Here is a 25,138-nt window from a genome sequence, read left to right as displayed (position 1 = left end):
GGGAGTGTAGGGGTATAGGTGAATTAATTTCCCTTATACCCTTGTACCCTTACTCCCTTATACCCCCCTCTTCTAAGCGCCGCACTTGAATTTGATGCAAGCGAGGCCCTTCAACTGACATGACAGTAAATTCCAAATTTTTATAACGGAAGGTTTCACCAAGTTCTGGTACTTTCTGTAACTGGTAAAGCAAGAAACCGCCAAGTGTTTGGTACTCCTTGCCTACAGGTAAATCAAGATGTAATACTTCGTTCATCTCTTCTAAGTTGATTTGTGCTTGCACCACAAATGTCCATCGATCTATAAGCTCAATCAACAACTCATCACTACTTTCTACTGCACTAGTCTCTCCAATAATTTGGGCAATCACATCTTGAATAGTTACTAATCCTACAGTCCCACCAAATTCGTCCACCACTATTACCATGCCTAGCTTCTCTTGCTGCATCATCGGTAATAATTCATTTAACGGTGTTTGTTCTGGCACAAATCGTGCTGCACGTATCCAAGGCTGGATTTGTGTGTCTAAAATTAGCTGACCTGTAGTTAAGGGTTTGGCTAAGTCTTTAAAGTAAACAATGCCATGAATCTCATCTAGAGATTCACCGATAATAGGAAAGCCAGAATAACCAGTATCAGCCATCTGCTCGAAAAAATTCTGCAAAGTAGCATTTTGAGGCAGCGTTACTACATTTGTGCGGGGGATCATGATTGCCTGTGCTGTTACCTCCCCAAACTCAAACACGTTTTTTAACAGTTCTCGTTCTCCAGCTTGCAAACCAGTAGATTCACGTTCTGTGGAAATAATTAATTGCAATTCTTCTGGAGTAACAGGTGGTCTCCAACTTTGACCCGTATACTCTATGCCAAACAATCGCAACAGACAGCGTGTTGATTGATTAAGAATCCAAATAAAGGGGCTAAAAAAGCGTACGATCGCTCTAACAGAAGGGCCTAAAAATCTTGCCAACTGTTCTGAGTACAACATCGCCACAGATTTAGGACATAATTCTCCCAATACAATCTGGAGATAGGCAATTAAAAAAAATGTGATTGGAATGGATAGTGAATGAGCCATAAAGGCACTGATGCCTCTTGGTAAAGGCCAAGATTGCAGCCACAATTTTACTAGGACTACCATCGTACTTTCTCCAATCCACCCCAGTGCCAAACTAGAGAGGGTAATGCCTAACTGGGTTGTAGATAGCAATCGATCAATACTGCGTTGCAAAACCTCAACGGTGAGCGCTTGAATATCACCAGCCTCAACTAACTGATGAATGCGCGATCGCCGCACTGTCACCATTGAAAACTCAGCCGTGACAAAAAAGGCATTTATGACAATCAGGAGCAGCACTAATAAAAATCGCAGCCCCACATCAGTCCAACTCAAACTCAGAAAACCTCTCACTGCCAAGCTAGTTTAAACGCCCTTATTTGGGGATGGGGTACAGGTGATCAGGTACTGGGTATCGGGGATTGGGTATGAAAATTTCTTTATTCCCAATCCCTAGTCCCTAGTTCCTAGCCCCTATTTATCTTTCTACAGGAATATCTGATACTTCTAGCTTCAGTTTTTGAGCTGGATAATCAGTGATTGACAGTGAGATGCTTTTAACATCATCAAGTAAAGCAGTGGGAATGCTCACAGTACCAGAAAATGTCGGCCCATTGGCAGGTAATTCTGATGGCAAGCCATCTGTACTACCACTTAGGGTTCGTCCTTTATTGTCTGTAATATCCAAAAAGCTATAGAGGAAACGGACAGAATCCTTGCCTTTGTTCTGCAAATTCACTCGCAACTGCAAAGCACCGCCAGAATAACGAGCAGATTGTACAGAAAAATTTACACCTCCACTTTCAGCCGTAACCGGAAATCCTGCCTGGGGTTTTTCTTGAATCTCTTCTTGCGGCTTTTGCTTTTGCTTATTAGTAGTTATATCCTCTTCTTCTTCTTCTATTTTTTCTGACTTAGTACGAGTCTTGCCTTCGATGCGCGCTTTAACAATTTTTAAGATTTCTTCTTCTTTTAAGAACGTTCCTCCATGTTGAGAACTGCCTGTCTTGGCACTGTTGAATTTGGTAGTAGGACGCGAATCTGGAGTTGTCACGCCTTTAAGTGCTTTACTACCTATATCAAATCCTAAAAATGCACTCACAGAGCCAGATCCCAACATCAGAGTTAACAAAGTTAAAGTAAGAAGAACAGTAGAATTTATTCTCATTGCTGACAAGCCATGGCAGAAGAATGCTAGTTTATTTCAAAGTACTGAATTAGTTTACCTAAATTCTTAAAGAAACTTAGTTTAAGTATTAGTCTGTGCGATCGCACTACCTAAATTATCTACTCAAAAAATTTGATCAGCTACTTTTGAGGTACACAAGTAGTAAAATTATGCTAAAATCAACAAGTTGTAACCAGGGTTGGCCGAGCGGTTGAGGCAGCGAACTCATAATTCGCCCTAGGCAGGTTCAACTCCTGCACCCTGGATTTATTTTTTAATGAACTATGAAAAGGTTCCAAAAGATTTTAAATTTAGGTTTATATCTAAAAATATAGTCCGAAATTTATGGAAAGGTTGAATTACCATCAGGGTTTCACCATAATTGATGAAAACTCTTTGATTAATCAACCTCTAAACTAGCTTATTTTTAAAACCAAAGTAGTAATATCTGTTCAACAGAAGACTATTGACTGTTTTTTCCTGACCTCTCATAGTCGGATTTGAGACGAGATTGCGTCTCCTCAAAGCGATACTCAGTTCCTAGTTTTAGTTGATTGGCATTCAAACTAGGAGACATTAACAGCGAAGTGTTATAAGGATTCGGTAAATCTGGTGTGCGAAGATAAGGGTCACTACTAACCTGTTGGTAGAGGGTGTCCTGATAGACAATATTGATTAATTCAGCATCTCTTGCAATTTTATTTTCCGGGAAGGAGTTTCGGAACAACGAACCAGGGCCGAGGATTAAGTCTATCTGGCTTTTAATGTTGTTACCGTTGTAGAAATTGGGAGAATTTTCAAAAAAAGCTCGCTCAATTACTTCTGTGGGTATTTCATATTCATAGTTGGGTGCTTGTGTCTCTGCAACTACAGACGGGGCTGCGATCGCACTAGTAAACATAACCAATAAACCACCCAAGCCTTTTAATTTTAAAGCCATGTTTCTTACTCCTATTTGTTGGTACGAATTTTAACTTATGCTTATTCTCAGAACTCTTGGTAGGGTTGGTGCAAACAAATATGATTTCCGAGCGGAGCTTGATGTCCTACTATTAATGAGATACCTCACGTAGAGTAAACTTAAGCGCCTACAGCGATAACTAACTACTTACTGCTAGTAATCAGCATAGTTATTATTTGTTACACCCTCTTACTTAGTAGTTCAACCTTTGGTTTAACACAATTTTTAAGCTTTTGTAATGACTTCTTCAGCTCAAACCCTTACCCCATCTGATTTTTGGGCAGATACTGCCGATTTAAAAACCCTGCGTCACAAATTACTAGATTTATTTTGCCAACTGGCATATCAAGAGGGCGATTTTGTTCTCTCTTCCGGACAACCGAGTTCCTATTACATCAATGGCAAGCAGGTAACTCTTCATCCCCAAGGTGCTTTGGCAATTGGTCGTATTCTCTTATCACTCTTACCACCTGATACTCAAGCAGTAGCGGGATTGACATTAGGAGCAGATCCAATCGTCAGTGCCGTGAGTGTAGTTTCTGCTTACGAACATCGGCCAATTCTAGCGCTGATTATTCGTAAAGAAGCTAAGGGACACGGAACCAAGGCATATATAGAAGGCCCTAATTTGCCAGAAGGTGCAAAAGTAGTGGTTTTGGAAGATGTCGTTACTACCGGACAATCTGCCATGAAAGCAGTGGAACGATTAAGAGTAGCAGGATATACTGTCAATCAAGTAATATCTCTGGTAGACCGCCAACAGGGTGGAGCAGAGTTTTACCAGTCAGTAGGGTTAGAATTTCAAGCAGTGTTTACAATTGCGGAGATACAAGAGCGATATAAACAAATTTAAGTAGACATTGGCTGCTCATACCAAGTTGCGTTCAAACATATTAGTTTTGGCAGGCAGGGGGGCAGGGGGAGAAATACTACCTCGGAATTGCAACTAAGTATCACAACTAAACTGCAAATTCTTCGATGATACGTTCAGCCTCCCTTAGTCCGGAGAGATAAGCACCATGCACAGTGGATGGATACTGCTGTGAAGTTGCTTCTCCGGCAAAAAAGAGGCGATTTTCTACAGGTGCAGCTAAGGTAGTGCGATCGCTTGCTTTAGCGCCTACAGGCATTGTTAAATAAGAACCGCAAGCAAAAGGATCGGTAGCCCATTTTGTTCTGATTACTACTTCCGGATCTGGTATAGTATTGCCGTACATTCGCCGTAGTACTTTCATTGCCCGCTCTCCAACCTCTACCTCAGATAAAATCTCCAGACTACGGGCAAATTTTCCACCAGTCAAAGCCACCAGTACAGGTACTTCAATGTACCGCTTTAAATTCAAAAAGTCCGAGAAATCATTTTCCATCTGGCTAGCATAGCCGATCGCGTCATGATTTTCTAACCAAAAAACTTTCGAGAACTTCAAAACTACCTTATTCAAAACTCCCATATCAAGGCGATTAATAGCTATAAGTTTGCTTTCAGGCAGGGGAGGAGAAAAAGCTACGCTAGCTGATTTTAATACTCCTAAAGGTAAAGTAATCACAACTGCATCGCCAGCAAAAATTCCAGAATCAGTTTTCACTGATACGCTTTTATCGTCATATTTAATATCAATAACTTTTTTTTGTAGGCGAATATCAATACCTTTTGCCAACCCCTGAATAATGTCGTCATATCCGTTAGTAATTAGGTAATTACCACCTGCAAAATTTTCATACTCATCCCATTCCCACAGCGAGTAACTGTCTAAATCTGTTCCTTCTTGCACTTCTCGCCCAGTAAAAAACCATTTCATCAGAGTTTTTTGTAGGGGAGAAAATTCTTTTTCTAGTAATATGCGTTGTATTGCTTCAGCAACTGAAATATCTTGCTTTAAATTCTTCCCTAAAGCTTTAGCTTTCCTAAAAATTTGCTTGTACAGTAAACGAGCATTCTCTAACTCTTTTGCTTCTACAAGTTCACCATTGCTGCCGTAAACAGGAATATTTTCAAAGTCAGTATACTGAATGCGAACTTTAAAATTTTGCGCTAGTTGAGTAATCGGATTTTTATTGATTCCATGAATCCAAGAAGCACCTAAATCTACAGGAAAATCAAATTTTCTATTAGTATAAATTCTGCCGCCTATACGATTTCTTGCTTCTAGAACAGTAACTGAAAAGCCATGAGATTGGAGTTTGCGGGCAACTGCTAAACCAGCAATACCTGCACCAATTATCAAAATATTTGTCATGCCTAATTTCACCCTTAAAAACGCAGAGGTTAACAGAGAAATTTTTCATATTCTCCATCTCCCTCTACGTTATTTAAAAGGTTAACTTTGGGTTACAGTTTCTTTTGCCAAGAACTTTTCTAGTTCTGTCAGCGCATCAGCATCAACCTTGGTTTGCATCGGGCAGAATTTGGGGCCGCACATCGAGCAAAATTCAGCAGTTTTGTAGATATCTGCTGGCAGAGTTTCGTCATGGTATTCTCTAGCTCTTTCAGGATCTAGCGCTAATTCAAACTGACGATTCCAGTCAAAGTTGTAACGAGCATGGGAGAGTTGATCATCTCTGTCTCTCGCTCCTGGGCGATGTCTAGCAATATCAGCTGCATGAGCCGCAATTTTATAGGCAATTAAGCCATTGCGCACATCTTCAGGATTTGGTAGACCTAAGTGTTCTTTGGGTGTTACATAGCACAACATTGCAGTACCATACCATCCAGCCATTGCTGCACCAATTGCCGAGGTAATGTGGTCGTAACCAGGAGCGATGTCTGTTACCAATGGCCCCAGCACGTAGAAGGGCGCTTCTGAACACTCTTCCATTTGCTTCTTGACATTGAACTCAATTTGATCCATTGGTACGTGTCCAGGGCCTTCGACCATTACTTGTACATTATGTTCCCAAGCTTTGCGGGTCAATTTTCCAAGAGTTTTGAGTTCGGCTAACTGTGCTTCATCGGAAGCATCGTGAGTACAACCAGGACGCAGTGAGTCACCTAAGCTAAATGAGACGTCATACTTCTTAAAAATCTCAATGATGTCACGGTAGTGAGTATACAGTGGGTTTTGCTTGTGGTGATGGAGCATCCACCTTGCTAAAATGCCACCACCACGAGAAACAATGCCAGTGATGCGGTTTCTAACTAAAGGTAAATATTCAATCAAAATCCCAGCATGGATAGTCATGTAGTCTACACCCTGCTGGGCATGCTTCTCTATCACATCCAGAAAATCATCAGGAGTAAGATTTTCTATCCTGCCATGAACACTTTCTAAAGCTTGGTAGACTGGCACTGTGCCAATGGGAACGGGCGAATCATTGATGATGGCAGTACGAATTTCATCCAAATTACCACCACCCGTGGAAAGATCCATGACGGTGTCAGCACCATATTTTACTGCCAGTCTGAGTTTTGCCAGTTCTTCCTCAATGTTAGAAGAATTGGGAGAAGCACCGATATTAGCATTGACTTTACACTTGGAGGCAATGCCAATACACATTGGCTCTAAGTTGGTGTGATTGATATTCGCAGGAATAATCATCCGCCCCCGCGCTACTTCGTCTTTGATTAGCTCAACGGGGAGATTTTCCCGCTGGGCGACGTAGTGCATTTCTTCGGTAATCACCCCTTGACGGGCATAGTGCATCTGACTGACATTGCTCTGCCCGCGCCGCTTGGCGACCCATTCTGTCCGCATATTTGCTTTCCTCGATAAACAGCTTCCCTTCGCCGGTATTACCCGGATGCAGGTTCTAAGGGTGTAATCTCAGCCTCTTAATGCAGGCACCCCTAGCATGGTAGTGATTGTACCACTTTAGTTATGGCTGGGGGCAAGGAGTTAACAATTCATGAGGTGGATAGTTTACATAGGTAAATACACAAGCGCGATCGCTCTTCAATTTAACTGCCAGGTATTACAGGGCGCTGACCTTTCTGAAACCTCTCCCATGACTTTCGCAGATCTGTAGGAGCTGGGTGCTTGGCATCATACACTACGATTGCATTCGTCAGACGTCGTCTTGCAGGGATTATGATTCTGCCATTTGCGGCTAAAGCCCTCGATGTTCCTCCATCTAAATTCATCGCTTCATAACAACCAATTGCTCTCATTGCTCTTGCTTCTTGCTCTAAAGTAATCGGTTTCTCGAAATGTACTAATATCAATTTTTTGCCACTAGCCGGAAACCCGATCGCCGCGCGTGTAGCTATACCTAAAACATGGGGATCTTTGAAACCTTCTAATTTTGGTTTCACCCAGATTTTTCCCCGTCTTAGCAGTCGAGGGCCACAAGTGATAGAAAACCAATGTTCTTTCCATTTGGGTTTGCCATCAACCCGTGCTGTGATCATTTCCGGTTTATTTCCTACTCGTAAGCCCAAAGTAGTGCCAAAATTTTCCCACTTACTATACTTCAGAAATCTTCCTCCCGCCACCATGTTGCCCATCACAGTTTTACGGGAACTTTTAGCAAAAAATGTGCCATTGGCAACAACCGCAGCATGATAACGAGCTACCATCCGATTAAAATCCTCGTCTCCATTGCTACGTTGTGCTGTATTAGCAAAAGTTGCATTATTAGCTAAACCAATAGTAATAAAGGTTTTAGGATCAGTGAGGTCAATAATTACTCGATAAAAAGAGATACCATTTATCTTTCCCTTGTTTACTTGTACAGTTTTGGCAGCGGCTGGCTGTAACATTGCGAATCCTTTACCCAAACCAGCACCTGCCAACAACAGGAAAGACCGACGGCACATCTTGGAAATTGCCATAATATAACTTCTCACTCAATTGTCTTGATTGAAATGCCTAAACTCTTATGATTTCTGTCAATTTGCAGGCAAGATGGGAGTAATGGGGGGAGTGGTGGAGTACAGACAAGGAGAATGGGGGCAAGGAGATAGGGAAATGAGGAGAGTGGGAGCAATAAAAAATTAACAACTAACAACTAACTATTAACCACTAACCAATGATCAATGACTAACCACTATCGATATATCCTCTTCTACAAACCTTATGGTGTCCTCAGCCAATTTACCCAAGATACTCCAGCTCGCAGCACGTTAAAAGACTATATCCAAGTTCCTGATGTCTATCCTGTGGGGCGTTTGGACTGGGATAGTGAGGGTTTGCTGCTGCTGACAAACCACGGACAATTGCAAAATCGCCTTTGCGATCCTCAGTTTGGACATGAACGTACTTATTTGGTACAAGTTGAACGAATTCCTGATCCAACTGCTCTCAAAAAGCTAGAAGCAGGTGTATTAATAAAAGATTACCGCACTCGACCCGCAAAGGTGCGACTTTTGAACGAAGCACCTTCTTTAAGCGATCGCAACCCGCCGATTAGATTTCGCAAAACCGTACCTACTGCATGGTTAGAGATGAAATTGACAGAGGGCAAAAATCGGCAAGTACGGCGAATGACCGCAGCTGTTGGATTTCCAACCCTAAGACTTGTGAGGACAGCGATCGCTCATTTACAAATAAATGGTCTCCAACCGGGACAGTGGCGTGACCTCAAATCTAGAGAATTAAAATTGTTACACAAATTGATGTTTCCTGTGGACTTCTTAAAAAAGTATAAATACTGATAGTAAAAGTTATAAAGTTAACTATTCTTTGTTTAAACCAAAATAAACACAAATTGTTAAATACCTGACGTCTAGTGTTCGGAGTTACTGTTTAAAGCTAAATATAGAAAACAAGAGATTCTGTCTGTTACATAAGTTTTTATTCATGATTTTGTCCAAAAATTACGCTATAAGCAGTATAATGATTTTCTATTTTTTTTGCATAGTAAACACCAGCGCTTGGGTGCAAGTTTAAGTCTTATGAGCCTTAATCAGCCATCTAGCTGGCATCATTCCTGCCAAGAACAACAGAATATAGCGCCTGTACCACCTGCACGCTTGGAACTTGTACCAGAACGAGCTTCAGATGTAGAGATTTGCACATCCGAAACCCGGCGTCGCATTGAAGACGAACTCTTATGGTACCGTAATCTGTATGAAAATACTCCTTGTGTGTACTTAACCTTGGATAGAAACGGGATTATTTTATCTGTGAATAAGCAAGGAGCAAACAGCCTCGGTTATTCTCCAGAAGAACTAATCCACAAGCCTGTTTTTAACTTATTCACTCAGTCTGAACAACAAAGATTATTTCACGCCTTAATGCGATTGTTTCAGGAAGTACCAGAGAGTGAAGCTAGTTGGGAATTCCGCTTGAACTGTCCTGTTAGTAAAATGCAATGGGCAAAAGTGGTTGCGCGGATATTGGATTCTGGGAAGGACAATCAACTGGTTCTAATGATATTTGAAGATATCACTGCGGAAAAACTTTTTAATTGTGGCTTCCAAGAAAATGAGCAACATCTGTATTTGATAGCCAATACATTGCCAGTCATGTTGTGGGTAGCTGGAGCTGAAGGTTCATGCAATTTTTTGAATCAATCATGGTTAGAATTCACTGGAAGTACCAGGCAACAGCAACAAGAATTTAATTGGTTGGAGCAAGTACATCCCGAAGATCAAGACTTCTGTAGGCAAACTTATGAATCTGCATTTAATATACGTGCAAAATTTCAGATAGAACATCGCTTAAAGAATCTTGATGGAGAGTCCCGATGGATCTTAAATACAGGACTTCCAAGGTTTAACTCCAGCGGTAAATTTATCGGTTACATAGGGTCTGCAATTGATATTACAGAACGTAAGTTAGCAGAGTTAGCTCTCAAGAAAAGCCAAAAAGCTGCACAAACACAATTAAAAGAAATAGAAAGATTCAATCGTCTTAAAGACGAATTTCTCAGTACAGTTTCCCACGAATTACGTACACCGTTAACTAATATGAAAATGGCGATCCAAATGATGGGAATTGCACTGAATAAAGAACATAATTTATTGTTAGAAATGGCAAAGCCATATGCCGAACGCTCAAAATTTGCTCGTTATTTCCAAATTTTAAACAACGAGTGTGAACGAGAAATAAATTTAATAAATAACTTCCTAGATTTACAACGGCTGGATACCAGTACTAAACCTTTAGTCTTAGAGAAAATTCAAGTCAATGAATGGTTGGAGCGAGTAGTAGAGCTATTTAAAGCACGTAATCGCAATGGCTGTAAACACAATTTAAACCTGAAGATTGCTTCCAATCTTCCTCCCCTACTATGCGATCCATTTAGTCTAGAGCGCATTTTGATAGAATTGCTCACTAACGCTTGTAAATTCAGTCCACCAGAAGCAGATATTATCATTGCTGCTCAAGCAAAAGTCAACAGCATTCAATTGCAAGTAAGTAATTACGGTGTAGAAATACCCGCCTCTGAATTACCGCATATTTTTGAGAAGTTTTACCGCATCCCCAGTAACGACCCTTGGAAACAGGGAGGTACAGGTTTAGGACTAGCACTGGTACAAAAGCTCACCAAGTATTTAGGAGGAACAATAGAGGTTGAAAGTAAGTCAAACTGTACTTCTCTAACTGTTCAACTACCACTTTAAAGTGAAAGTTCGACACAAGTAGAAGCTTTGAAACCGTAACTACTCACCAATAAATATTACAATCCAGTTCCAGATTCCAGAGGTGGTTACAATTATTTGTAAGAACTTGTCTAGTCTAAATTTAACTAGACCATACATAAAAATTAAGACTGCCTCAAAAATCTGCTTGTGAAACTACAATCATTTGTAGATCTGCTGCTGGCAGTAGTGTCGAAGATGGCACTTTAAATCGTAATGGTTAAAAGCACCTTGGAGCGGGAATTAAGGAACTTCCACAATGCTGATTTGCCCTCAGTGTAAATTTGAAAATCCCAATACCAATAAATTTTGTCAAAACTGTGGGGCGTCCCTAACCCACAAGGTCTGTTCTGAATGTAATGCTGAAGTACCTTTAAATGTACAAATTTGTCATAACTGCGGTGCAGAATGTGGCACAATTTGGTGGGCGATTATTGCCAAAGTAGAGAATTTTGTCATAGGGGAAACAGGCTTTGATAATATCGAAAAAGAAGAACAGCGTGATTTAGAACCTTCGCCTCCTACGCTCGATGGCATTGGCGAAGTGTACTCGGACAATCTGGATTTGGAGAATATTCCCACTGTTGGAGATGTAAAGCAGTTTCCACAACCAGAAAGTGGTGAGCAACTGATTAACCTGGAGGGCGATTTGGAAAGTGAAAATGCCCCCGTCTCACCCCGCCCCTTTATCTCGGTATATCCTTCTGCCCCATCTTCTTTTCCAGAAGGCTCTTATTTAGATCCACAAAAACGCTATCAATTGCTAGAATCGCTACCAAATTTGGAAGAAATGCCCACTAATACTCAGTGGTGCGTTCGAGTTTTGGACTGTCAGCCGTTTCAAATTTCGCTCCTGGAGGCAATGCTAACCAATCAAAATCTGGAGTTAGTATCGTCAACAAGCCCAGCTGTGAGTCTGCCTGACATTGCTAAAACTTATATTGCTCTCCAATCTTACACTAACCAAGGTATACCTCCAATTCATGATGCATGGCAGCAAGGAGATATACAGGTAGTGGTGATTGAAGACCGCGATCGCTGGCCCTATCTAGTTGACTTGTGGCGCGATGACAAAACGAGTTCTTTGCAGATGATTAACTATTTGTATCAGATGAGCCGACTCTGGGCGCTGCTAGAACCATTAAATTGCCGTCAAAGTCTTTTGAAGTTATCCAATCTACGTTTGGATGAAGACCAAGCACTAGCCTTACAAATGTTGTATGTGGAGCCATTAAAAAATCTCCCAGTTACTCAATCAATAACCACGTCCACAGAAGATTTAACCCTCCAAGCTTTAGGAAATGTTTGGCAGCAACTATTTAAAGAGTCTCAACGTACTCAATTTGGCTCTTTGTTACAACTGTTAGGAGATTTGGAGGTTGGCAACATTCAGACCTTGCTAGAGTTACAATCACGTTTGCAGGCGATCGCTTCTGATCTGCAAGCTCCCTCTAGTACTAACAAACCAAATATGACATCTGCGGCAAATCAAGATCATGACTCACCGCCAATTCCGCAATTCAATGAACAACAAGACATTGCCACAAAAATTGATGATCTGCCAACAGTGGTACTGCCAATGCAGTTAATCAGCCTCGAACACGCTGGACTCACTGACGTTGGACGACAAAGACATCATAATGAAGACTACTTTGGCATTGATACCAAAATAGCAAAGCTGGAATTGCCCAACACTCGCAACTTACAAGCACGTGCTTTGTATATTCTTTGTGATGGTATGGGTGGACACGCTGGCGGCGAGGTAGCTAGTGCTTTAGCAGTAAACACTATACGCCAATACTTTAAAACTAATTGGATAACCAGCGAATTGCCTACAGAAGAACACATCCGTGAAGCAGTACGGCAAGCCAACCAGGCAATTTACGATGTAAATCAACAAGATGCCCGTTCTGGTATTGGCCGCATGGGTACTACTTTAGTCATGCTCTTAATTCAAAATACTCAAGCAGTAGTAGCTCATGTCGGTGATAGTCGCCTTTATTGCGTAACTCGCAAAAGAGGTATAGAACAAGTAACTGTAGATCACGAAGTTGGCAGACGGGAAATTTCTCGTGGAGTAGAACCTAGCGTGGCTTATGCCCGTCCAGATGCTTATCAGCTTACTCAAGCTCTTGGCCCGCGGGATGAGAATTTTATTATTCCTGATGTTAAATTTTTTGAAATATCTGAAGATACCCTTTTTGTCTTAGCTTCAGATGGCTTGTCAGATAATGATTTACTAGAAACTAATTGGCAGACTCATCTACTTCCCTTACTCAGTTCTGGCGTAAATTTAGAAGATGGCATCCGAGACTTAATTAACGTAGCAAACGATTACAATGGTCATGACAACATAACTGTTGTACTTGTACGGGCAAAAGTACGCCCTGACCTGGAAAGTCAAAAGGAAATAGTTACTGGTTAATCATAAATGGTAAGCAAGGGAAAGCAGGAAAAGAGCCACTACACAGGCGTGCGATACCCTCTTTGCAGTCCTAATTGGGGAGTCAGCACTGCCCTTATTTGCAGACGACTACTTTAAGCGCACAAGCTCAAGAGAGAGTAGCCGCAAACACACGCAGTCTATTTTCTCTTCAGGCTAGTAATTTTACTAACTACTATCTTCTGTACAAAAGGGTTTGCTGATTATTCTCTAGTTCAAAATAACAATTTATCTTCTCAACCCCCACGGTAGTCGCTACAATGCGCTGCCTCCCCTACTACTACACTAACTACTATCTACTAATAATTATCCGTAATGTGGTTATTCTGACCCTGCTAGAACCGCAAAAAAAAACGCCTCTCCAACAATGGCACTTTAAGAACGAGCCTGTAATCCGAGTTGGTCGTTCCACTGACAATGACGTTGTTTTAAATGACACGCTAGTGTCTCGATATCATTTAGAGATCAGACAACTCAGTCCTAATCAAAATGGTGGTTCGTGGCAGGTAATTAGTAAAGGTACAAACGGTACTTTTATAAATGAAGTTTTGATAGTTCAAAGTCTGTTATCAGATAATTCCTTACTACAACTAGCACGGGGAGGCCCGATTCTCAAGTTTCAAATTGAGCAGGAAACATCCCCAAACCAATCAAGTACTTCATCCGACAGTTGCACTCACGAAGGAAACTCCCCCAACAACCTATTTTGTATTCACTGCGGACAACCCATATCTGTGCAGCAGACAATCCGCAACTATCAAGTGTTACGGACGCTAGGACAGGGGGGTATGGGTACAACCTATTTAGCTTGGGATAAAACAGGAGAAATTGCCGGACACCCGCAGCTACTAGTCTTAAAGCAGATGAATGCTGATATGGCTAAAATCGCGAAAGCTCGTGAATTATTTGAGAGGGAGGCGCACACCCTCAAATCTCTTCATCATCCAGGTATTCCTTTGTACTACGACTTCTTTGTAGAAGGCGGAAAAAAATACCTAGCAATGGAATTAGTTCACGGACAGGATTTAGAAAAATTGATTTTGCTTAAAGGCCCTGTCATACCTTCTGTTGCGATCGCCTGGATGATTCAAACCTGTGACATTTTAGATTACCTGCACAGTCAAGATCCTCCACTCATTCACCGTGATATTAAACCCGCTAACCTCATGGTGCGAAACTCTAATAATCGCATAGTTGTGTTGGATTTTGGTGCAGTCAAAGAAATAGGTACTACACCCGGCACTCGTATTGGCGCAGAAGGTTATTGCGCACCTGAACAAGAACGGGGACAACCCGTAACACAATCAGATCTGTATGCTATTGGGCCGACACTAATCTATCTACTAACTGGCGAAAATCCTTTCAAGTTTTATCGCCAAAAAGGACGTAACTTCCGGTTCGATTTAACAAAAGTTCCTACTGTTACTCCTGAATTAAGAGAAGTAATAGAACACGTCACAGAACCATTGCCACGCGATCGCTATCAAACTGCCAAAGATTTAGCTATTGCATTAGCAGATTGCCAATAATTTACATGATAAGTGATTTGTCAATAGTCACTAGTCAAGTATTAGCAGTTAGTGATGAGTTGTCTTCGCCTCCTTTGCCTTCTACTCTTCATGTTTGCCAGCAGTCTCAAGAACACTAAACTACAGGCGGATATAGCCAGTATTTGCAGGCATTATAGATTGAGTAATCAACTCAACCCACACCTTAGATGTTATTACCTGAAAGCCCTATGTTATTTACCAAAACTGAGGATTTTGGGAAACCCAAGTTATAAGAAACTTTTAAGGGCATACTGGCTCCGTTACCAACTACTAGCTACTCTTCATCCCAAGCTTCTACTGCCAATAATTCACTGACTGGATCTTGCATACTAAAACCGAAGTCTAGTAATTCCTTTTTCCAGTGTTGCCATTCATTGCCGTAAAGCAAAGCTATTTTCCAAATACTGTCAGTTGGCTTGATAATTTTTGAGTCTACGAGTGATTGCACGTTACGTTGCAATTTCACCATTGGGTGAATCACTTGCTGATTCATAACTTCGATGTTAATTCAGATTTGGTTTCCTAAAATACTTAATCAAAACTGCTTTCCGCGTGGAAGTTATCGCCTATGCGTAGAGTAGATTACTTTGGCAAAGCAAGTCTTAACCACTTTACTATATCATAATTAACTCTACTTAGTTGCTCTCAAATTCGGTTTTGTACGGTAATTACCACCAAAACACTCAATGTACGTTCACCTAACTTTGCTGACGCTCATCAAAAATGCTCATAAGTTATATAAAAAGGGCAACTCTGCCGGGAAAGAAGGGAACCCTTGCAAAGGAAAGGGGAACTCTTAACAATGGGTTTGGATCTGGAACTGTTACCCCAACCTAAACTTGCAACAAGCGCTCCGGTTGGGTTTTAAACTCCTCATAAACAAACACAAAGAAATTTGAGGGTCTAAACCTAAGGACGTCTAGTACCTCATATTCACAATCTCAGCACATATCTTTTGTTTTCTCCATTAATAAATTAGGGGCTTATAACCTAATGAGCCAGCAGGCAAAAAGCTTACTAAAAACTCTGTAAAACCTTTTGCCATATGTATTTGAACTTCTGTCTTCTGATGAAGTTGCTCATCAAAAAATATATGGTGTTTTGGGGATGACTTGCAAAATCTTATTTGTGTTTTTTCCTGCATTTGTACTTTATCTAACAAACCCATAGATCAAAAGGGGGCTTGATCAAAGGTGTTTAAGGCTAAGATAAACTCTGCAAGCTTGAGATATCCGCTATCTCTAGCAAATTTCTATATACAATATCGCAAACATACGGAAAATGATAAAAAAAACTGACTCTTTTATAAAAATTTAATGATTTTGGTTAAAAGTCAAGTAGGAGAGAAATTAGCAGTTAGTAGCTTTTTACCTTGATAATACAGTTAATTTTATCTTTTGCATAATTAACTTTAAGATGTCAAGAAAATGTCAAGCCCAATTTGCGTAGTATACAGAATTCAATACTCAAAAGTAGTAAAACATACATAACTACGTTATTCTTGGCTAGACCTCAAGTTTGTAACTATATTTTAGCTAGCAGGTACTAGATAAAAATTTAAAATCATTTTATTTTTCAATTAGTATAGTAGTTAAACTCTTATAGATTTTATGCACACGACATTGAAGATGAAACAATGATTAGTTTTTCTTACTGTTTTAACAAGCAGGATTAATGAATCATGTCTTCCATTATGTCCAGCAGAACAATAATTATTCTTGGTAAAGTTGCTCCACGAATCGGAAAATGTGTATAAATTCTGAGTATGTCTGATACTACTTTGCCAGTAAATAGCCAATCAATTCCACAATAGCAGTAAAATTAGTCAAAATTCTGGACGACGAGTAGCCATAGGGCATTCTCACTTGCAAGGGACGCACGAGGAAAAAGCGTGAAAGTTTTAGTTGTAGGTAACGGAGGGCGGGAACACGCCCTTGCTTGGAAGCTATTGCAATCAAAGCAAATTGAGCAAGTTATATGTGTGCCAGGCAATGGCGGCACAGCAAGTATGCCAAGTTGTCGAAACTTGTCGTTAGCAGCAGATGACTTTGAACGAATAAGCCAATTTGCTAAACAAGAAGGAATTTCTCTGGTTGTAGTAGGGCCGGAAGTGCCTCTAGCTCAAGGAATTTCAGATTATCTCCAAAATAGTGGTTTTAAGGTTTTTGGTCCAACTAAGGCAGGAGCGCAAATTGAGGCAAGTAAAACGTGGGCTAAAACTCTGATGCAGGAAGCAAAAATTCCTACTGCTCATGCTGCGGTATTTACGCAAGCGACAGCGGCAAAATCCTATGTAAAAGAACATGGAGCACCTATTGTCGTCAAGGCTGATGGTTTAGCAGCAGGCAAGGGTGTGACAGTTGCACAAACAGTGGATGAAGCGATCGCCGCAATCGAGGCTATTTTTAGGGGACAATTTGGCAAGGCTGGGAATTTTGTCGTCATTGAAGAATGTTTGAGTGGGCAAGAAGTTTCTGTTCTCGCCTTAACTGATGGGTTAACAATTCGAGCACTATTACCAGCTCAAGATCATAAGCGTATCGGTGAAGGCGACACGGGAGAAAATACTGGAGGCATGGGAGCTTATGCTCCGGCACCGATCGCCACTCCAGAATTGATGGAACGTGTGCAAAAAGATGTACTAGAAAAAGCGATCGCGGCTTTAAGAAAAAAGAACATTGACTATCGAGGCGTACTTTATGCCGGATTGATGATTACTCCGGATGGCAATTTTAAAGTTCTGGAATTTAACTGTCGGTTTGGCGATCCAGAAACACAGGTAATTCTGCCGTTGTTGGAAACTCCTTTAGAAGAGTTGCTGCTTGCCTGCGTAGAACAGCGATTAGCAGCAATGCCACCTATTGCCTGGAAATCAGGTGCAGCTGCCACTGTTGTTGCTGCTTCAGGAGGTTACCCTGGAGTTTATGAAAATGGTATGGTAATTACAGGAATTTCAGAAGCTGAATCCTCAGGAGCCACTGTATTTCATGCGGGTACCAAGTTAGATAGACAACAGTTGGTCACAAATGGTGGTAGGGTGCTAAATATTACAGGAACAGGAGAAAATTTTGAACAAGCTTTAGCCCAAGCCTACGCAGGAATTGAGCGCATTCATTTTGAGGGAATTTATTACCGAAGAGATATTGGGCATCGAGTCAAGGCATTGAGAAATAGTTAGTGGTTAGTTAGTAGGGGAGGCAGCGCGTTGCGGAGCTAGTGCGCCCTTGCGGCTCTGCGGACTTGTAGCACCTGGCGTCGGGTTAAGCGCGTTGCAGCGACTGCCGTGCGGGTTTTGCTGATTATATGAACGATTGAAATAGATAATTTATCTTCTAAACCCGCCCGTACAGTGGTTAGTAGTTAGTGGTTAATAGGTTGCTTGTCTATTTGTCCCCTTATCCCCGCGTTTCCACCTCCCCGTGTCCTCTTTCTCCTTGTTCCCTTAACGGGGTGATTTCAATCCTTAAATTTGGATTAATGCTAAATTGGCTATTTAATTGCCTAGATTAGTTAATATCATTCCTTGATTCGGAGTAAACAAACGATGTTGGCAACTAGTGAATGAAAATCTTACAGCTTCTGCGCTTTAACTTATCTTTGGGGCGGGTGTTTGGTAAATTGTACACTATATACTTTAACTTTACCTACTTCAACAAAGTCGTACTTGATGCCAACGACTACCGCTATAACAACCTTTTATTAAAATGCTGGCTCCTTTAAAAACAATCCGAGAAGCGATCGCTAATTGGTGGTCAGAGTTTACCCTCCAGACCAAGCTTTTGGCTGCCGTAACTTTGGTGGTATCATTGGTGATGAGTGGACTGACTTTCTGGGCAGTAAATACAATTCAGCAGGATGCACGTCTGAATGATACTCGCTTCGGTCGTGACCTGGGACTGCTACTTGCAGCCAATGTTGCCCCACTGATTGCGGATCATAATTTGACTGAGGTGGCACAATTTTCCCAACGCTTCTACAGCAGCACTTCGAGCGTCCGTTATATGCTCTATGCTGATGAAACTGGGAAAATATATTTCGGTATTCCCTTTTGGGAACCAGAAGTTGAAACTTCCCTGACGATAGAACGGCGCATACAACTGCCAGATGATTACGCTAGTGATGCCGAGAAGCCGATGGTGCGGCAACATATGTCTCCAGATGGTGTAGTCACCGATGTATTTGTGCCTCTCACGGTTGATAAAAAGTATCTGGGGGTTTTGGCGATCGGTATCAACCCCAATCCAGCTGCGGTGATTTCTACAAATTTCACTCGTGATGTCACTATTGCTGTGTTTATCTCGATTTGGGTAATGGTGATTTTAGGAGGGGTAATTAACGCTTTGACAATTACCAAGCCTATTAAAGAACTGTTGCTAGGGGTTAAGCAAATTGCTGCGGGGAATTTTAAGCAGCGCATTGACTTGCCATTTGGAGGAGAACTCAAAGAATTAATTTTCAGCTTTAACGAAATGGCAGAGCGTTTAGAGCGCTATGAAGAACAAAATATAGAAGAGTTGACTGCCGAAAAAGCTAAGTTGGAAACTTTGGTTTCTACAATTGCTGATGGAGCAGTTTTAATTGACAATGATATGCAGGTGATTTTAGTCAATCCAACGGCACGGCGAATTTTTAGCTGGGAAGGAGTTGATGTAGTTGGTGAGAATGTTTTGCACCATTTGCCATCAGCGGTACAAGCCGAAATCACCCGTCCTTTGTACCAAATGGCAGCAGGAGATTGTGAAAGTGCGGAGTTTCGTATTCACCTCATCCAAGGAATTCATCGCACAATCCGCATTCTCTTGACAACAGTACTCGATCAGCAAAGGGAAAATGTTAAAGGCATTGCCATTACAGTACAAGATATTACCCGTGAAGTAGAGTTAAACGAGGCAAAAAGCCAATTTATTAGCAATGTTTCTCACGAACTGCGAACACCCTTATTTAACATCAAATCTTTTATTGAGACTTTGCACGACTACGGCGAAGAACTCAGTGTAGATCAAAGGCAGGAATTCTTAGCAACTGTCAATCACGAAACTGATCGCCTGGCTCGTTTGGTAAACGATGTTTTAGATTTGTCCAGACTAGAATCTGGACGGCGCTACAACTTAGATGCAGTAGATTTAGGACAAGCAATTGAACAGACTTTGCGAACTTACCAACTTAATGCTAAAGATAAGGGTATTGAAATCATTCAGGAAGTAGAACCCAAATTACCTCTAATAGTAGGTCATTACGACTTATTGCTGCAAGTTTTAGCTAATTTGGTTGGTAATGCCCTTAAATTTACTAAAGCAGGAGGCAAAGTCGCCATCCGTGCCTATGGGCTGACATCGCATTCCCACAAAAGCGATCGCCCCTATCGTGTTCGTGTAGAAATTGCCGATACAGGTATTGGCATTGCCCCAGAAGATCAAAAAGCTATTTTTGATCGCTTTTTCCGGGTAGAAAATCGTGTTCACACTCTAGAAGGCACTGGTTTAGGACTATCAATTGTCAGAAATATTATTGAAGACAAACATCACAGTAAAGTCCATTTAGTGAGTGAGGTTGGGGTAGGTACAACTTTTTGGTTTGATTTAGCAGTTTTTGAAGAAGAAATAACTGTACCGGAACAACCAACAGTTGTGGAGACTGTTACAGAAACACACACTATTTCCGCAAGTTGAAGATTGAAAGGATCAGTTATCAGTTATCAGATTAATCAGTATGATTGATAACTGTTAACTGAAATTCAACAAAGTAATCAGTAAACACACTAATAATAAAGCGAGTAGCAGAACTAAAGTCTGATTACGTCTGATCCAATTTTTTACAGATGTATTAAAGCTTTTCGCTTCACGAATCTGCTGCAAATCGAACTTGCTCTGTTCTATATTTTGATACAGCGTACACTCTTTAGCATAGGGGCGCTGAGGAAAATTACAACTGTCGTCGGCATGATAGGTACAACTGTCACAAAGATATTCGTCTTTGCCAGCCCGGTGCAGAGGAATACCAGGATGCCCGTAAGCTTTTAGTTGAGTACGACAATAGGGGCAAGTGATAGCCTGCGGGCTAACTTTTTGATGACAGCGAGGGCAAGTAGCAGTGTCCACAGCCTAGATGTCAAGAAATGAACATTATGATTTTAGCTATTTACTAGAAGAATGGGTAAAAAACTCATGATGGAGTTCTAATGCTCGGTAAAAAGGTTCTCAGATGCTATTGGATGTCATACGTCGTAACGCTGATGCAGAGGGATATCTCAGCGCTGCTATCAAAGCTTGTCGTTCAACCACTCGTTCATCGTTATTAAAATTTAGAATTCATGCCGTCACTTCTCCAATATCTGTCAGTGGTTGAATCACAGCCTCATCTAGTTGAAAGTGTTCTCCCCAAAAGTCTCTACGAGGATTGAAAAAGCGTACAAGTTCTCCCGTTCGCCAATTAATTGAGCCTAAATCAGTACCTTTTTGAAGATTTGAAGATTACAAAAATACAGGCATAGCAGCAAAAATTATCCTCTGTTGTCAGCCCTCCATGTTTAACGCTAATAATATGGTCAGCTTGAAATCTAGATGCTCTGTCTGTTTCCAAGATGAGACAGTACTCACACATAAAATCAGCACGTTCAGCAACTAAACGCCTTAGCTCTAAACTAATGTATGAACGAGACGCTTTAAATCCTTACTTAGTGTTAATGTACTTATAAGCTCGTGCTTTTGCTAGCGTCATAATATACTCTAAAGTGAGGAAATGGTCTAATTCTTTCTTGTCCTCTGAAGTCAGTTCTCCCATTTTGTGGCGGTAAACTAGATCCTCTAAACGCTCTTGTGCCGCTTCTGAAATTTTAAAATTAACTACACTTTGGGGGGTAGTTCCACTAGCAATAAAGTCAATGATTTCGTCGTAAACTTTAGTTGTCTGAGTATGTGTATTCGTTAGCATATTCCTCCTGCTGATAATTTTACTGCTCTAATTTGGCCAACTTATTTTGAATAAATTGACTGTATTCAAATGTGCTAAATTTATGTCATTTGTATGCCAAAGATTAGGTTTGCAACTTACGCAGATGGGGTTGGTATGTTTAGTTGCTAATGCTATTCGCCAAACTGCCTCCTCTACAAAATGGTAGTCAAATGTTGTTAAGTAATGTAACAATAAAAGTTAGATATATTTTTCTCAACAAAAGTTCAGGCTAATAATCACACAGTCACTCATAAAGGTTGACAAAAATAAGCAATCTGCTTGAGTAGACTTGAACTATCAGCCAAGAAATCCATTTCTTGGTTTGGTTGTGCTGCTCAGAAAACATCAAAATTAACTGGCATCCGCTGTGAAAGTATTTCGTACATTTGATACCCAATTACAGCGAAACCTGCTGATTTTATTTGCAGCAGGTTTATTATTCTGGTCTAGTTTATCTTCTTTGTTGCCTACCTTGCCGCTCTATTTGCAAGATGTTGGTGCAAGCAAGCAACAAATAGGGATAGTCATGGGCAGTTTTGCAATAGGAATGTTAGTATTCCGCCCGTGGCTAGGGCAATTAGCGGATAAACACAGTCGTAAACTTGTATTACTGATTGGTATTTTAGTAGAAGCGATCGCTCCTATTGGTTACGAACTAGTCACATCCATTCCTCTATTAATGGTGCTGCGTGCTTTTCATGGCATCAGTATCGCTGCCTTTGCCACTGGCTACATGGCACTCATAGCAGACTTAGCACCTCCCAAGCATCGTGGTGAAATCATTGGTTACATGAGTCTGGTAAATCCGATTGGTTTAGCGATTGGGCCTGCTTTAGGCGGTTATATACAATCTATGGTTGATTATACTGCTGTTTTTTTCTTAGCTGCGGTATTGGGTGGGTTGGGGGCGTTATGTGTTGTGCCGATTGTGAATCCACCAGTTCAAACGCAGCAAGCAACCGAAACTCAAGATACTAATTTTTGGCGTATATTAATCAGTCCAAGGGTAAGAATACCAGCTTTAGTCATGTTAGTAGTTGGTTTGGCAGTAGGAACTTTGCATACGTTTGCGCCCTTATTCATCAAATCTACTCAAGTCGAGTTGAATGCTGGGTTGTTTTATACAGTTGCAGCAGTTTCAAGTTTTAGTAGCAGAGTATTTATTGGTCGTGCCAGCGATCGCTTTGGTCGAGGATTGTTTGTCACCATTGGCTTAATTTTGTACTCTGTGTCAATGGCACTGATGTGGCTAGCAAACGATAGCACTACTTTTTTAGTAGCTGCCTTGATTGAAGGTGCAGGAGGTGGTACGCTAATTCCCATGATTTCTACTATGATGGCAGACCGTTCATTTCCTCAAGAAAGAGGGCGAATTTTTGCTGTTTGCATAGCTGGATTTGATTTGGGAATAGCGATCGCCGGGCCGATTCTTGGTTCCTTTGCCGAACAAGTCGGCTACCGTCATATGTTCGGTATCACTGCTGGTTTAACTGCACTTGGCATCATCATCTTTGTTACTAAGTCCAGCAAAGATTTAGGTGCCTCAATACGCTTCGCCTTCGGTCGCACTCAAGATGCTTACGCCTTAAACAAAATATAAGTATAGAAAATACAACAGACGCCAATTGTGCGTCTGTATAATCAGCGGGCGAGGAGGGATTCGAACCCCCGACACCGTGGTCCGTAGCCACGTGCTCTAGTCCACTGAGCTACACGCCCTTATCTGTCACGAGAATCTATACTAACATAACATTAGCAAATGACACAAGAAAATTCTCACTTTTTATCTGCCAATCTCACACACTTAGATCGTGAGGGACAAGCTCAAATGGTGGATGTTTCTGAAAAAGCACCTACAGTTCGCCAAGCTGTAGCTGCTGCTAAAGTGCGGATGTTACCAGAAACCTTTGCAGCCATCCAAGCAGGCAATGCTCCCAAAGGCGACGTGTTGGGAACGGCAAGACTAGCGGGAATTATGGCAGCTAAACAAACGGCTAATTTAATTCCTCTATGCCATCCCTTGCCGCTGCAAAAAGTAGAAGTGCTTTTAACACCCGATGCCCAGCTACCTGGTTATCAAATTCAAGCTACAGTCAAAACAAAAGCTGAAACTGGTGTAGAAATGGAAGCTTTAACTGCTGTTTCTGTTGCGGCTCTTACCCTATACGATATGGCAAAAGCTTTAGAAAAGTCGATTCAAATAGAATCGATTCAATTAATCAGTAAAAGCGGAGGGAAATCAGGAGATTATTTACGTTGATAGTTGGTAGTTAGTAGGGGCAGGTTTAGAAGATAAATTATCAGTTTAAACGGCAAGATTATCAACAAAACCCGCCCGTACAGTAGTTGGTAGTTAGTAGTTAACCACTATCTACTAACAGCCAGCACGAGAAATCCCTGAATTGATGCTGCCCTCACTTAAACTTATTCAATATTACCTACAGCTTCACTAACATCAGTTGGAGTTTGATACTCCTGATCGGGTATCTGCTGTAAGACAGAGATAGCGTTTTCATCGGCACCTTGTTGTTTTGCGCGCTCAATCAACTGTTGTTTATTAGCTGGATAATCAACACCTTTCAAGTGTTTTTGTAGTTGAATCGGGTTTACTTTAGCCATTTTTACTTACCTCTAACCTTCCATCTTGAAAAGTCATTTCCATATTTACAACCAGATAGATTTGTGTCCTCTGTCAAATAGATTAGGTAGAAAGATTCAGCAGTTTTAATTATTTAAAGCAAAGCTCATCCGTTCGGCTGATGAGGAGAATTTATGCCTTTGATAGGTTGAAGTTGAAGCAAGAGGTTTGTAAATCTTGCATTCGATAGATATCGGAGGGTAGAAATATGACACTATCGCGTTGGGATCCCTTCCGAGAAATGGAACGTTGGGATCCTTTTCGAGAAATATCTGGTTTGCAACGTGAAATGAATCGCCTGTTTGATCGCATGATGACTACTAGCGGCGAGAGTGGCGAAATGACTGGCTATGCTTTTATACCAGCAGCAGAAATGCATGAAAACTCCAACAATATAGAACTGCGAGTTGAACTTCCTGGTATGGAAGCAAAAGACTTAGATGTGAAAGTTACAGCTGAAGCTGTTTCTATCAGTGGAGAACGTAAATCTGAAACTAGTAGTGAGCAAAAGGGAGTGAGACGTTCGGAATTTCGCTATGGCAGATTTCAACGGATAATTCCTTTACCAACTAGAATTCAAAACGATCAGGTGCAAGCAGAATTTAAGAATGGCGTTTTATGCCTAATAATGCCTAAAGCTGAGGAAGAAAAAAATAAAGTTGTAACTGTTAACCTCGGCGGGCAACAAACTCAGGCGATCGCTGGAGAATATGACAGACAAACTCAACAGCAATTACAATCTGAGCAGCAATCACAATCTGGTCAAAAATTACAATCTCCAACCAGTTAATTTAATTAAATTTTGTAATTGCTGAAGTCTATATCTAGCTGTTATTTCTGCTAGTTAA

General features: G+C 41.1%; 23 protein-coding genes, 2 tRNA genes and 1 riboswitch. Of the genes, 12 read left to right on the top strand and 13 right to left on the bottom strand.

Annotated elements, in window-relative coordinates; translation table 11 throughout:
* Nucleotides 1-49 precede the first annotated feature (49 nt).
* Together U2718_RS29695 and U2718_RS29690 are read right to left on the bottom strand one after the other, a co-directional pair.
* Nucleotides 50-1,411 carry a hemolysin family protein gene (locus U2718_RS29695; protein ID WP_342001060.1) on the bottom strand — a complete coding sequence of 454 codons (1,362 nt, stop codon included), beginning with the start codon at nucleotides 1,409-1,411 and terminating at the stop codon, nucleotides 50-52.
* Nucleotides 1,412-1,535: 124 nt separating this feature from the next.
* Nucleotides 1,536-2,225 (bottom strand): hypothetical protein, encoded by a 690-nt coding sequence (locus U2718_RS29690; RefSeq protein ID WP_342001059.1) that lies wholly within the window; start codon nucleotides 2,223-2,225, stop codon nucleotides 1,536-1,538.
* Between the two features lie 193 nt (nucleotides 2,226-2,418).
* Between U2718_RS29690 and U2718_RS29685 the strand changes: the two genes are divergently transcribed.
* Nucleotides 2,419-2,491: transfer RNA gene (locus tag U2718_RS29685), tRNA-Ile, on the top strand.
* Between the two features lie 197 nt (nucleotides 2,492-2,688).
* Here the strand turns inward: U2718_RS29685 and U2718_RS29680 are convergent.
* Nucleotides 2,689-3,165: a hypothetical protein gene (locus tag U2718_RS29680; RefSeq protein WP_342001058.1), complete on the bottom strand. Its 477-nt coding sequence runs from the start codon at nucleotides 3,163-3,165 to the stop codon at nucleotides 2,689-2,691.
* A gap of 259 nt (nucleotides 3,166-3,424) precedes the next feature.
* Here U2718_RS29680 and pyrE point away from each other — a divergent pair, with 259 nt between their 5' ends.
* Complete coding sequence (gene pyrE, locus U2718_RS29675) at nucleotides 3,425-4,039, top strand: orotate phosphoribosyltransferase (protein WP_342001057.1); 615 nt, start codon at nucleotides 3,425-3,427, stop codon at nucleotides 4,037-4,039.
* A 106-nt stretch (nucleotides 4,040-4,145) separates the two neighbouring features.
* Here pyrE and U2718_RS29670 read toward each other — a convergent pair whose 3' ends face one another.
* The 3 genes from U2718_RS29670 to U2718_RS29660 all read right to left on the bottom strand — a co-directional run bounded on the left by U2718_RS29670 (nucleotide 4,146) and on the right by U2718_RS29660 (nucleotide 7,954).
* Nucleotides 4,146-5,423 carry an FAD-dependent oxidoreductase gene (locus U2718_RS29670; protein WP_342001056.1) on the bottom strand — a complete coding sequence of 426 codons (1,278 nt, stop codon included), beginning with the start codon at nucleotides 5,421-5,423 and terminating at the stop codon, nucleotides 4,146-4,148.
* An 81-nt stretch (nucleotides 5,424-5,504) separates the two neighbouring features.
* Complete coding sequence (gene thiC, locus U2718_RS29665; RefSeq protein ID WP_342001054.1) at nucleotides 5,505-6,878, bottom strand: phosphomethylpyrimidine synthase; 1,374 nt, start codon at nucleotides 6,876-6,878, stop codon at nucleotides 5,505-5,507.
* A 7-nt stretch (nucleotides 6,879-6,885) separates the two neighbouring features.
* Nucleotides 6,886-6,982, bottom strand: a riboswitch (TPP riboswitch).
* A 99-nt stretch (nucleotides 6,983-7,081) separates the two neighbouring features.
* Complete coding sequence (locus U2718_RS29660) at nucleotides 7,082-7,954, bottom strand: phosphodiester glycosidase family protein (RefSeq protein ID WP_342001053.1); 873 nt, start codon at nucleotides 7,952-7,954, stop codon at nucleotides 7,082-7,084.
* Nucleotides 7,955-8,158: 204 nt separating this feature from the next.
* Between U2718_RS29660 and U2718_RS29655 the strand changes: the two genes are divergently transcribed.
* The 4 genes from U2718_RS29655 (at nucleotide 8,159) to U2718_RS29640 (ending at nucleotide 14,680) form a co-directional block, all read left to right on the top strand.
* Nucleotides 8,159-8,776 carry a pseudouridine synthase gene (locus U2718_RS29655; protein ID WP_342001052.1) on the top strand — a complete coding sequence of 206 codons (618 nt, stop codon included), beginning with the start codon at nucleotides 8,159-8,161 and terminating at the stop codon, nucleotides 8,774-8,776.
* Nucleotides 8,777-9,016: 240 nt separating this feature from the next.
* Nucleotides 9,017-10,690, top strand: coding sequence for a PAS domain-containing sensor histidine kinase (locus U2718_RS29650; RefSeq protein ID WP_342001051.1), 1,674 nt, complete (start codon nucleotides 9,017-9,019; stop codon nucleotides 10,688-10,690).
* Nucleotides 10,691-10,967: 277 nt separating this feature from the next.
* Nucleotides 10,968-13,133, top strand: coding sequence for a serine/threonine phosphatase (locus tag U2718_RS29645; RefSeq protein ID WP_342001050.1), 2,166 nt, complete (start codon nucleotides 10,968-10,970; stop codon nucleotides 13,131-13,133).
* Between the two features lie 335 nt (nucleotides 13,134-13,468).
* Nucleotides 13,469-14,680 (top strand): FHA domain-containing serine/threonine-protein kinase, encoded by a 1,212-nt coding sequence (locus U2718_RS29640; protein ID WP_342001048.1) that lies wholly within the window; start codon nucleotides 13,469-13,471, stop codon nucleotides 14,678-14,680.
* A gap of 295 nt (nucleotides 14,681-14,975) precedes the next feature.
* Here the strand turns inward: U2718_RS29640 and U2718_RS29635 are convergent, their stop codons facing one another.
* Entirely contained in the window at nucleotides 14,976-15,194 is a 219-nt protein-coding gene (locus U2718_RS29635) for a DUF4327 family protein (protein ID WP_342001047.1), read from the bottom strand.
* Between the two features lie 474 nt (nucleotides 15,195-15,668).
* Nucleotides 15,669-15,869: a hypothetical protein gene (locus U2718_RS29630; RefSeq protein WP_342001045.1), complete on the bottom strand. Its 201-nt coding sequence runs from the start codon at nucleotides 15,867-15,869 to the stop codon at nucleotides 15,669-15,671.
* Between the two features lie 723 nt (nucleotides 15,870-16,592).
* Here U2718_RS29630 and purD point away from each other — a divergent pair.
* Together purD and nblS are read left to right on the top strand one after the other, a co-directional pair.
* Entirely contained in the window at nucleotides 16,593-17,879 is a 1,287-nt protein-coding gene (purD, locus tag U2718_RS29625) for a phosphoribosylamine--glycine ligase (protein WP_342001044.1), read from the top strand.
* Between the two features lie 526 nt (nucleotides 17,880-18,405).
* Nucleotides 18,406-20,370 carry a two-component system sensor histidine kinase NblS gene (gene nblS, locus U2718_RS29620; RefSeq protein ID WP_342001042.1) on the top strand — a complete coding sequence of 655 codons (1,965 nt, stop codon included), beginning with the start codon at nucleotides 18,406-18,408 and terminating at the stop codon, nucleotides 20,368-20,370.
* A 54-nt stretch (nucleotides 20,371-20,424) separates the two neighbouring features.
* Here the strand turns inward: nblS and U2718_RS29615 are convergent, their stop codons facing one another.
* Nucleotides 20,425-20,799 carry a zinc ribbon domain-containing protein gene (locus U2718_RS29615; RefSeq protein WP_342001040.1) on the bottom strand — a complete coding sequence of 125 codons (375 nt, stop codon included), beginning with the start codon at nucleotides 20,797-20,799 and terminating at the stop codon, nucleotides 20,425-20,427.
* Nucleotides 20,800-20,902: 103 nt separating this feature from the next.
* On the opposite strand from U2718_RS29615, the gene U2718_RS29610 reads away from it, so the two are divergent.
* Nucleotides 20,903-21,046 carry a hypothetical protein gene (locus U2718_RS29610; protein WP_342001039.1) on the top strand — a complete coding sequence of 48 codons (144 nt, stop codon included), beginning with the start codon at nucleotides 20,903-20,905 and terminating at the stop codon, nucleotides 21,044-21,046.
* A 99-nt stretch (nucleotides 21,047-21,145) separates the two neighbouring features.
* Here U2718_RS29610 and U2718_RS29605 read toward each other — a convergent pair whose 3' ends face one another.
* Nucleotides 21,146-21,301, bottom strand: a complete 156-nt coding sequence (locus U2718_RS29605) for an HNH endonuclease (protein WP_342001037.1) — start codon at nucleotides 21,299-21,301, stop codon at nucleotides 21,146-21,148.
* A 69-nt stretch (nucleotides 21,302-21,370) separates the two neighbouring features.
* Nucleotides 21,371-21,631: a hypothetical protein gene (locus U2718_RS29600; protein ID WP_342001035.1), complete on the bottom strand. Its 261-nt coding sequence runs from the start codon at nucleotides 21,629-21,631 to the stop codon at nucleotides 21,371-21,373.
* A 388-nt stretch (nucleotides 21,632-22,019) separates the two neighbouring features.
* Here U2718_RS29600 and U2718_RS29595 point away from each other — a divergent pair, with 388 nt between their 5' ends.
* On the top strand, nucleotides 22,020-23,252 hold the full coding sequence (locus tag U2718_RS29595; protein WP_342001033.1) for an MFS transporter: 1,233 nt from the start codon (nucleotides 22,020-22,022) through the stop codon (nucleotides 23,250-23,252).
* Nucleotides 23,253-23,297: 45 nt separating this feature from the next.
* Here the strand turns inward: U2718_RS29595 and U2718_RS29590 are convergent.
* Nucleotides 23,298-23,371: transfer RNA gene (locus U2718_RS29590), tRNA-Arg, on the bottom strand.
* Nucleotides 23,372-23,411: 40 nt separating this feature from the next.
* Here U2718_RS29590 and moaC point away from each other — a divergent pair.
* On the top strand, nucleotides 23,412-23,912 hold the full coding sequence (gene moaC, locus U2718_RS29585; RefSeq protein ID WP_342001031.1) for a cyclic pyranopterin monophosphate synthase MoaC: 501 nt from the start codon (nucleotides 23,412-23,414) through the stop codon (nucleotides 23,910-23,912).
* Nucleotides 23,913-24,076: 164 nt separating this feature from the next.
* Here moaC and U2718_RS29580 read toward each other — a convergent pair whose 3' ends face one another.
* Nucleotides 24,077-24,271, bottom strand: a complete 195-nt coding sequence (locus tag U2718_RS29580) for a DUF2795 domain-containing protein (protein ID WP_342001030.1) — start codon at nucleotides 24,269-24,271, stop codon at nucleotides 24,077-24,079.
* A 227-nt stretch (nucleotides 24,272-24,498) separates the two neighbouring features.
* Between U2718_RS29580 and U2718_RS29575 the strand changes: the two genes are divergently transcribed.
* Nucleotides 24,499-25,080, top strand: coding sequence for an Hsp20/alpha crystallin family protein (locus U2718_RS29575; protein ID WP_342001028.1), 582 nt, complete (start codon nucleotides 24,499-24,501; stop codon nucleotides 25,078-25,080).
* Nucleotides 25,081-25,138 lie beyond the last annotated feature (58 nt).

Source organism: Chlorogloeopsis sp. ULAP02, from assembly GCF_038404745.2.
Classification (GTDB): Bacteria; Cyanobacteriota; Cyanobacteriia; order Cyanobacteriales; family Nostocaceae; genus Chlorogloeopsis.
Note: the sequence above shows the minus strand (reverse complement) of the source record. Positions and strands in the feature narration are given on the sequence as shown.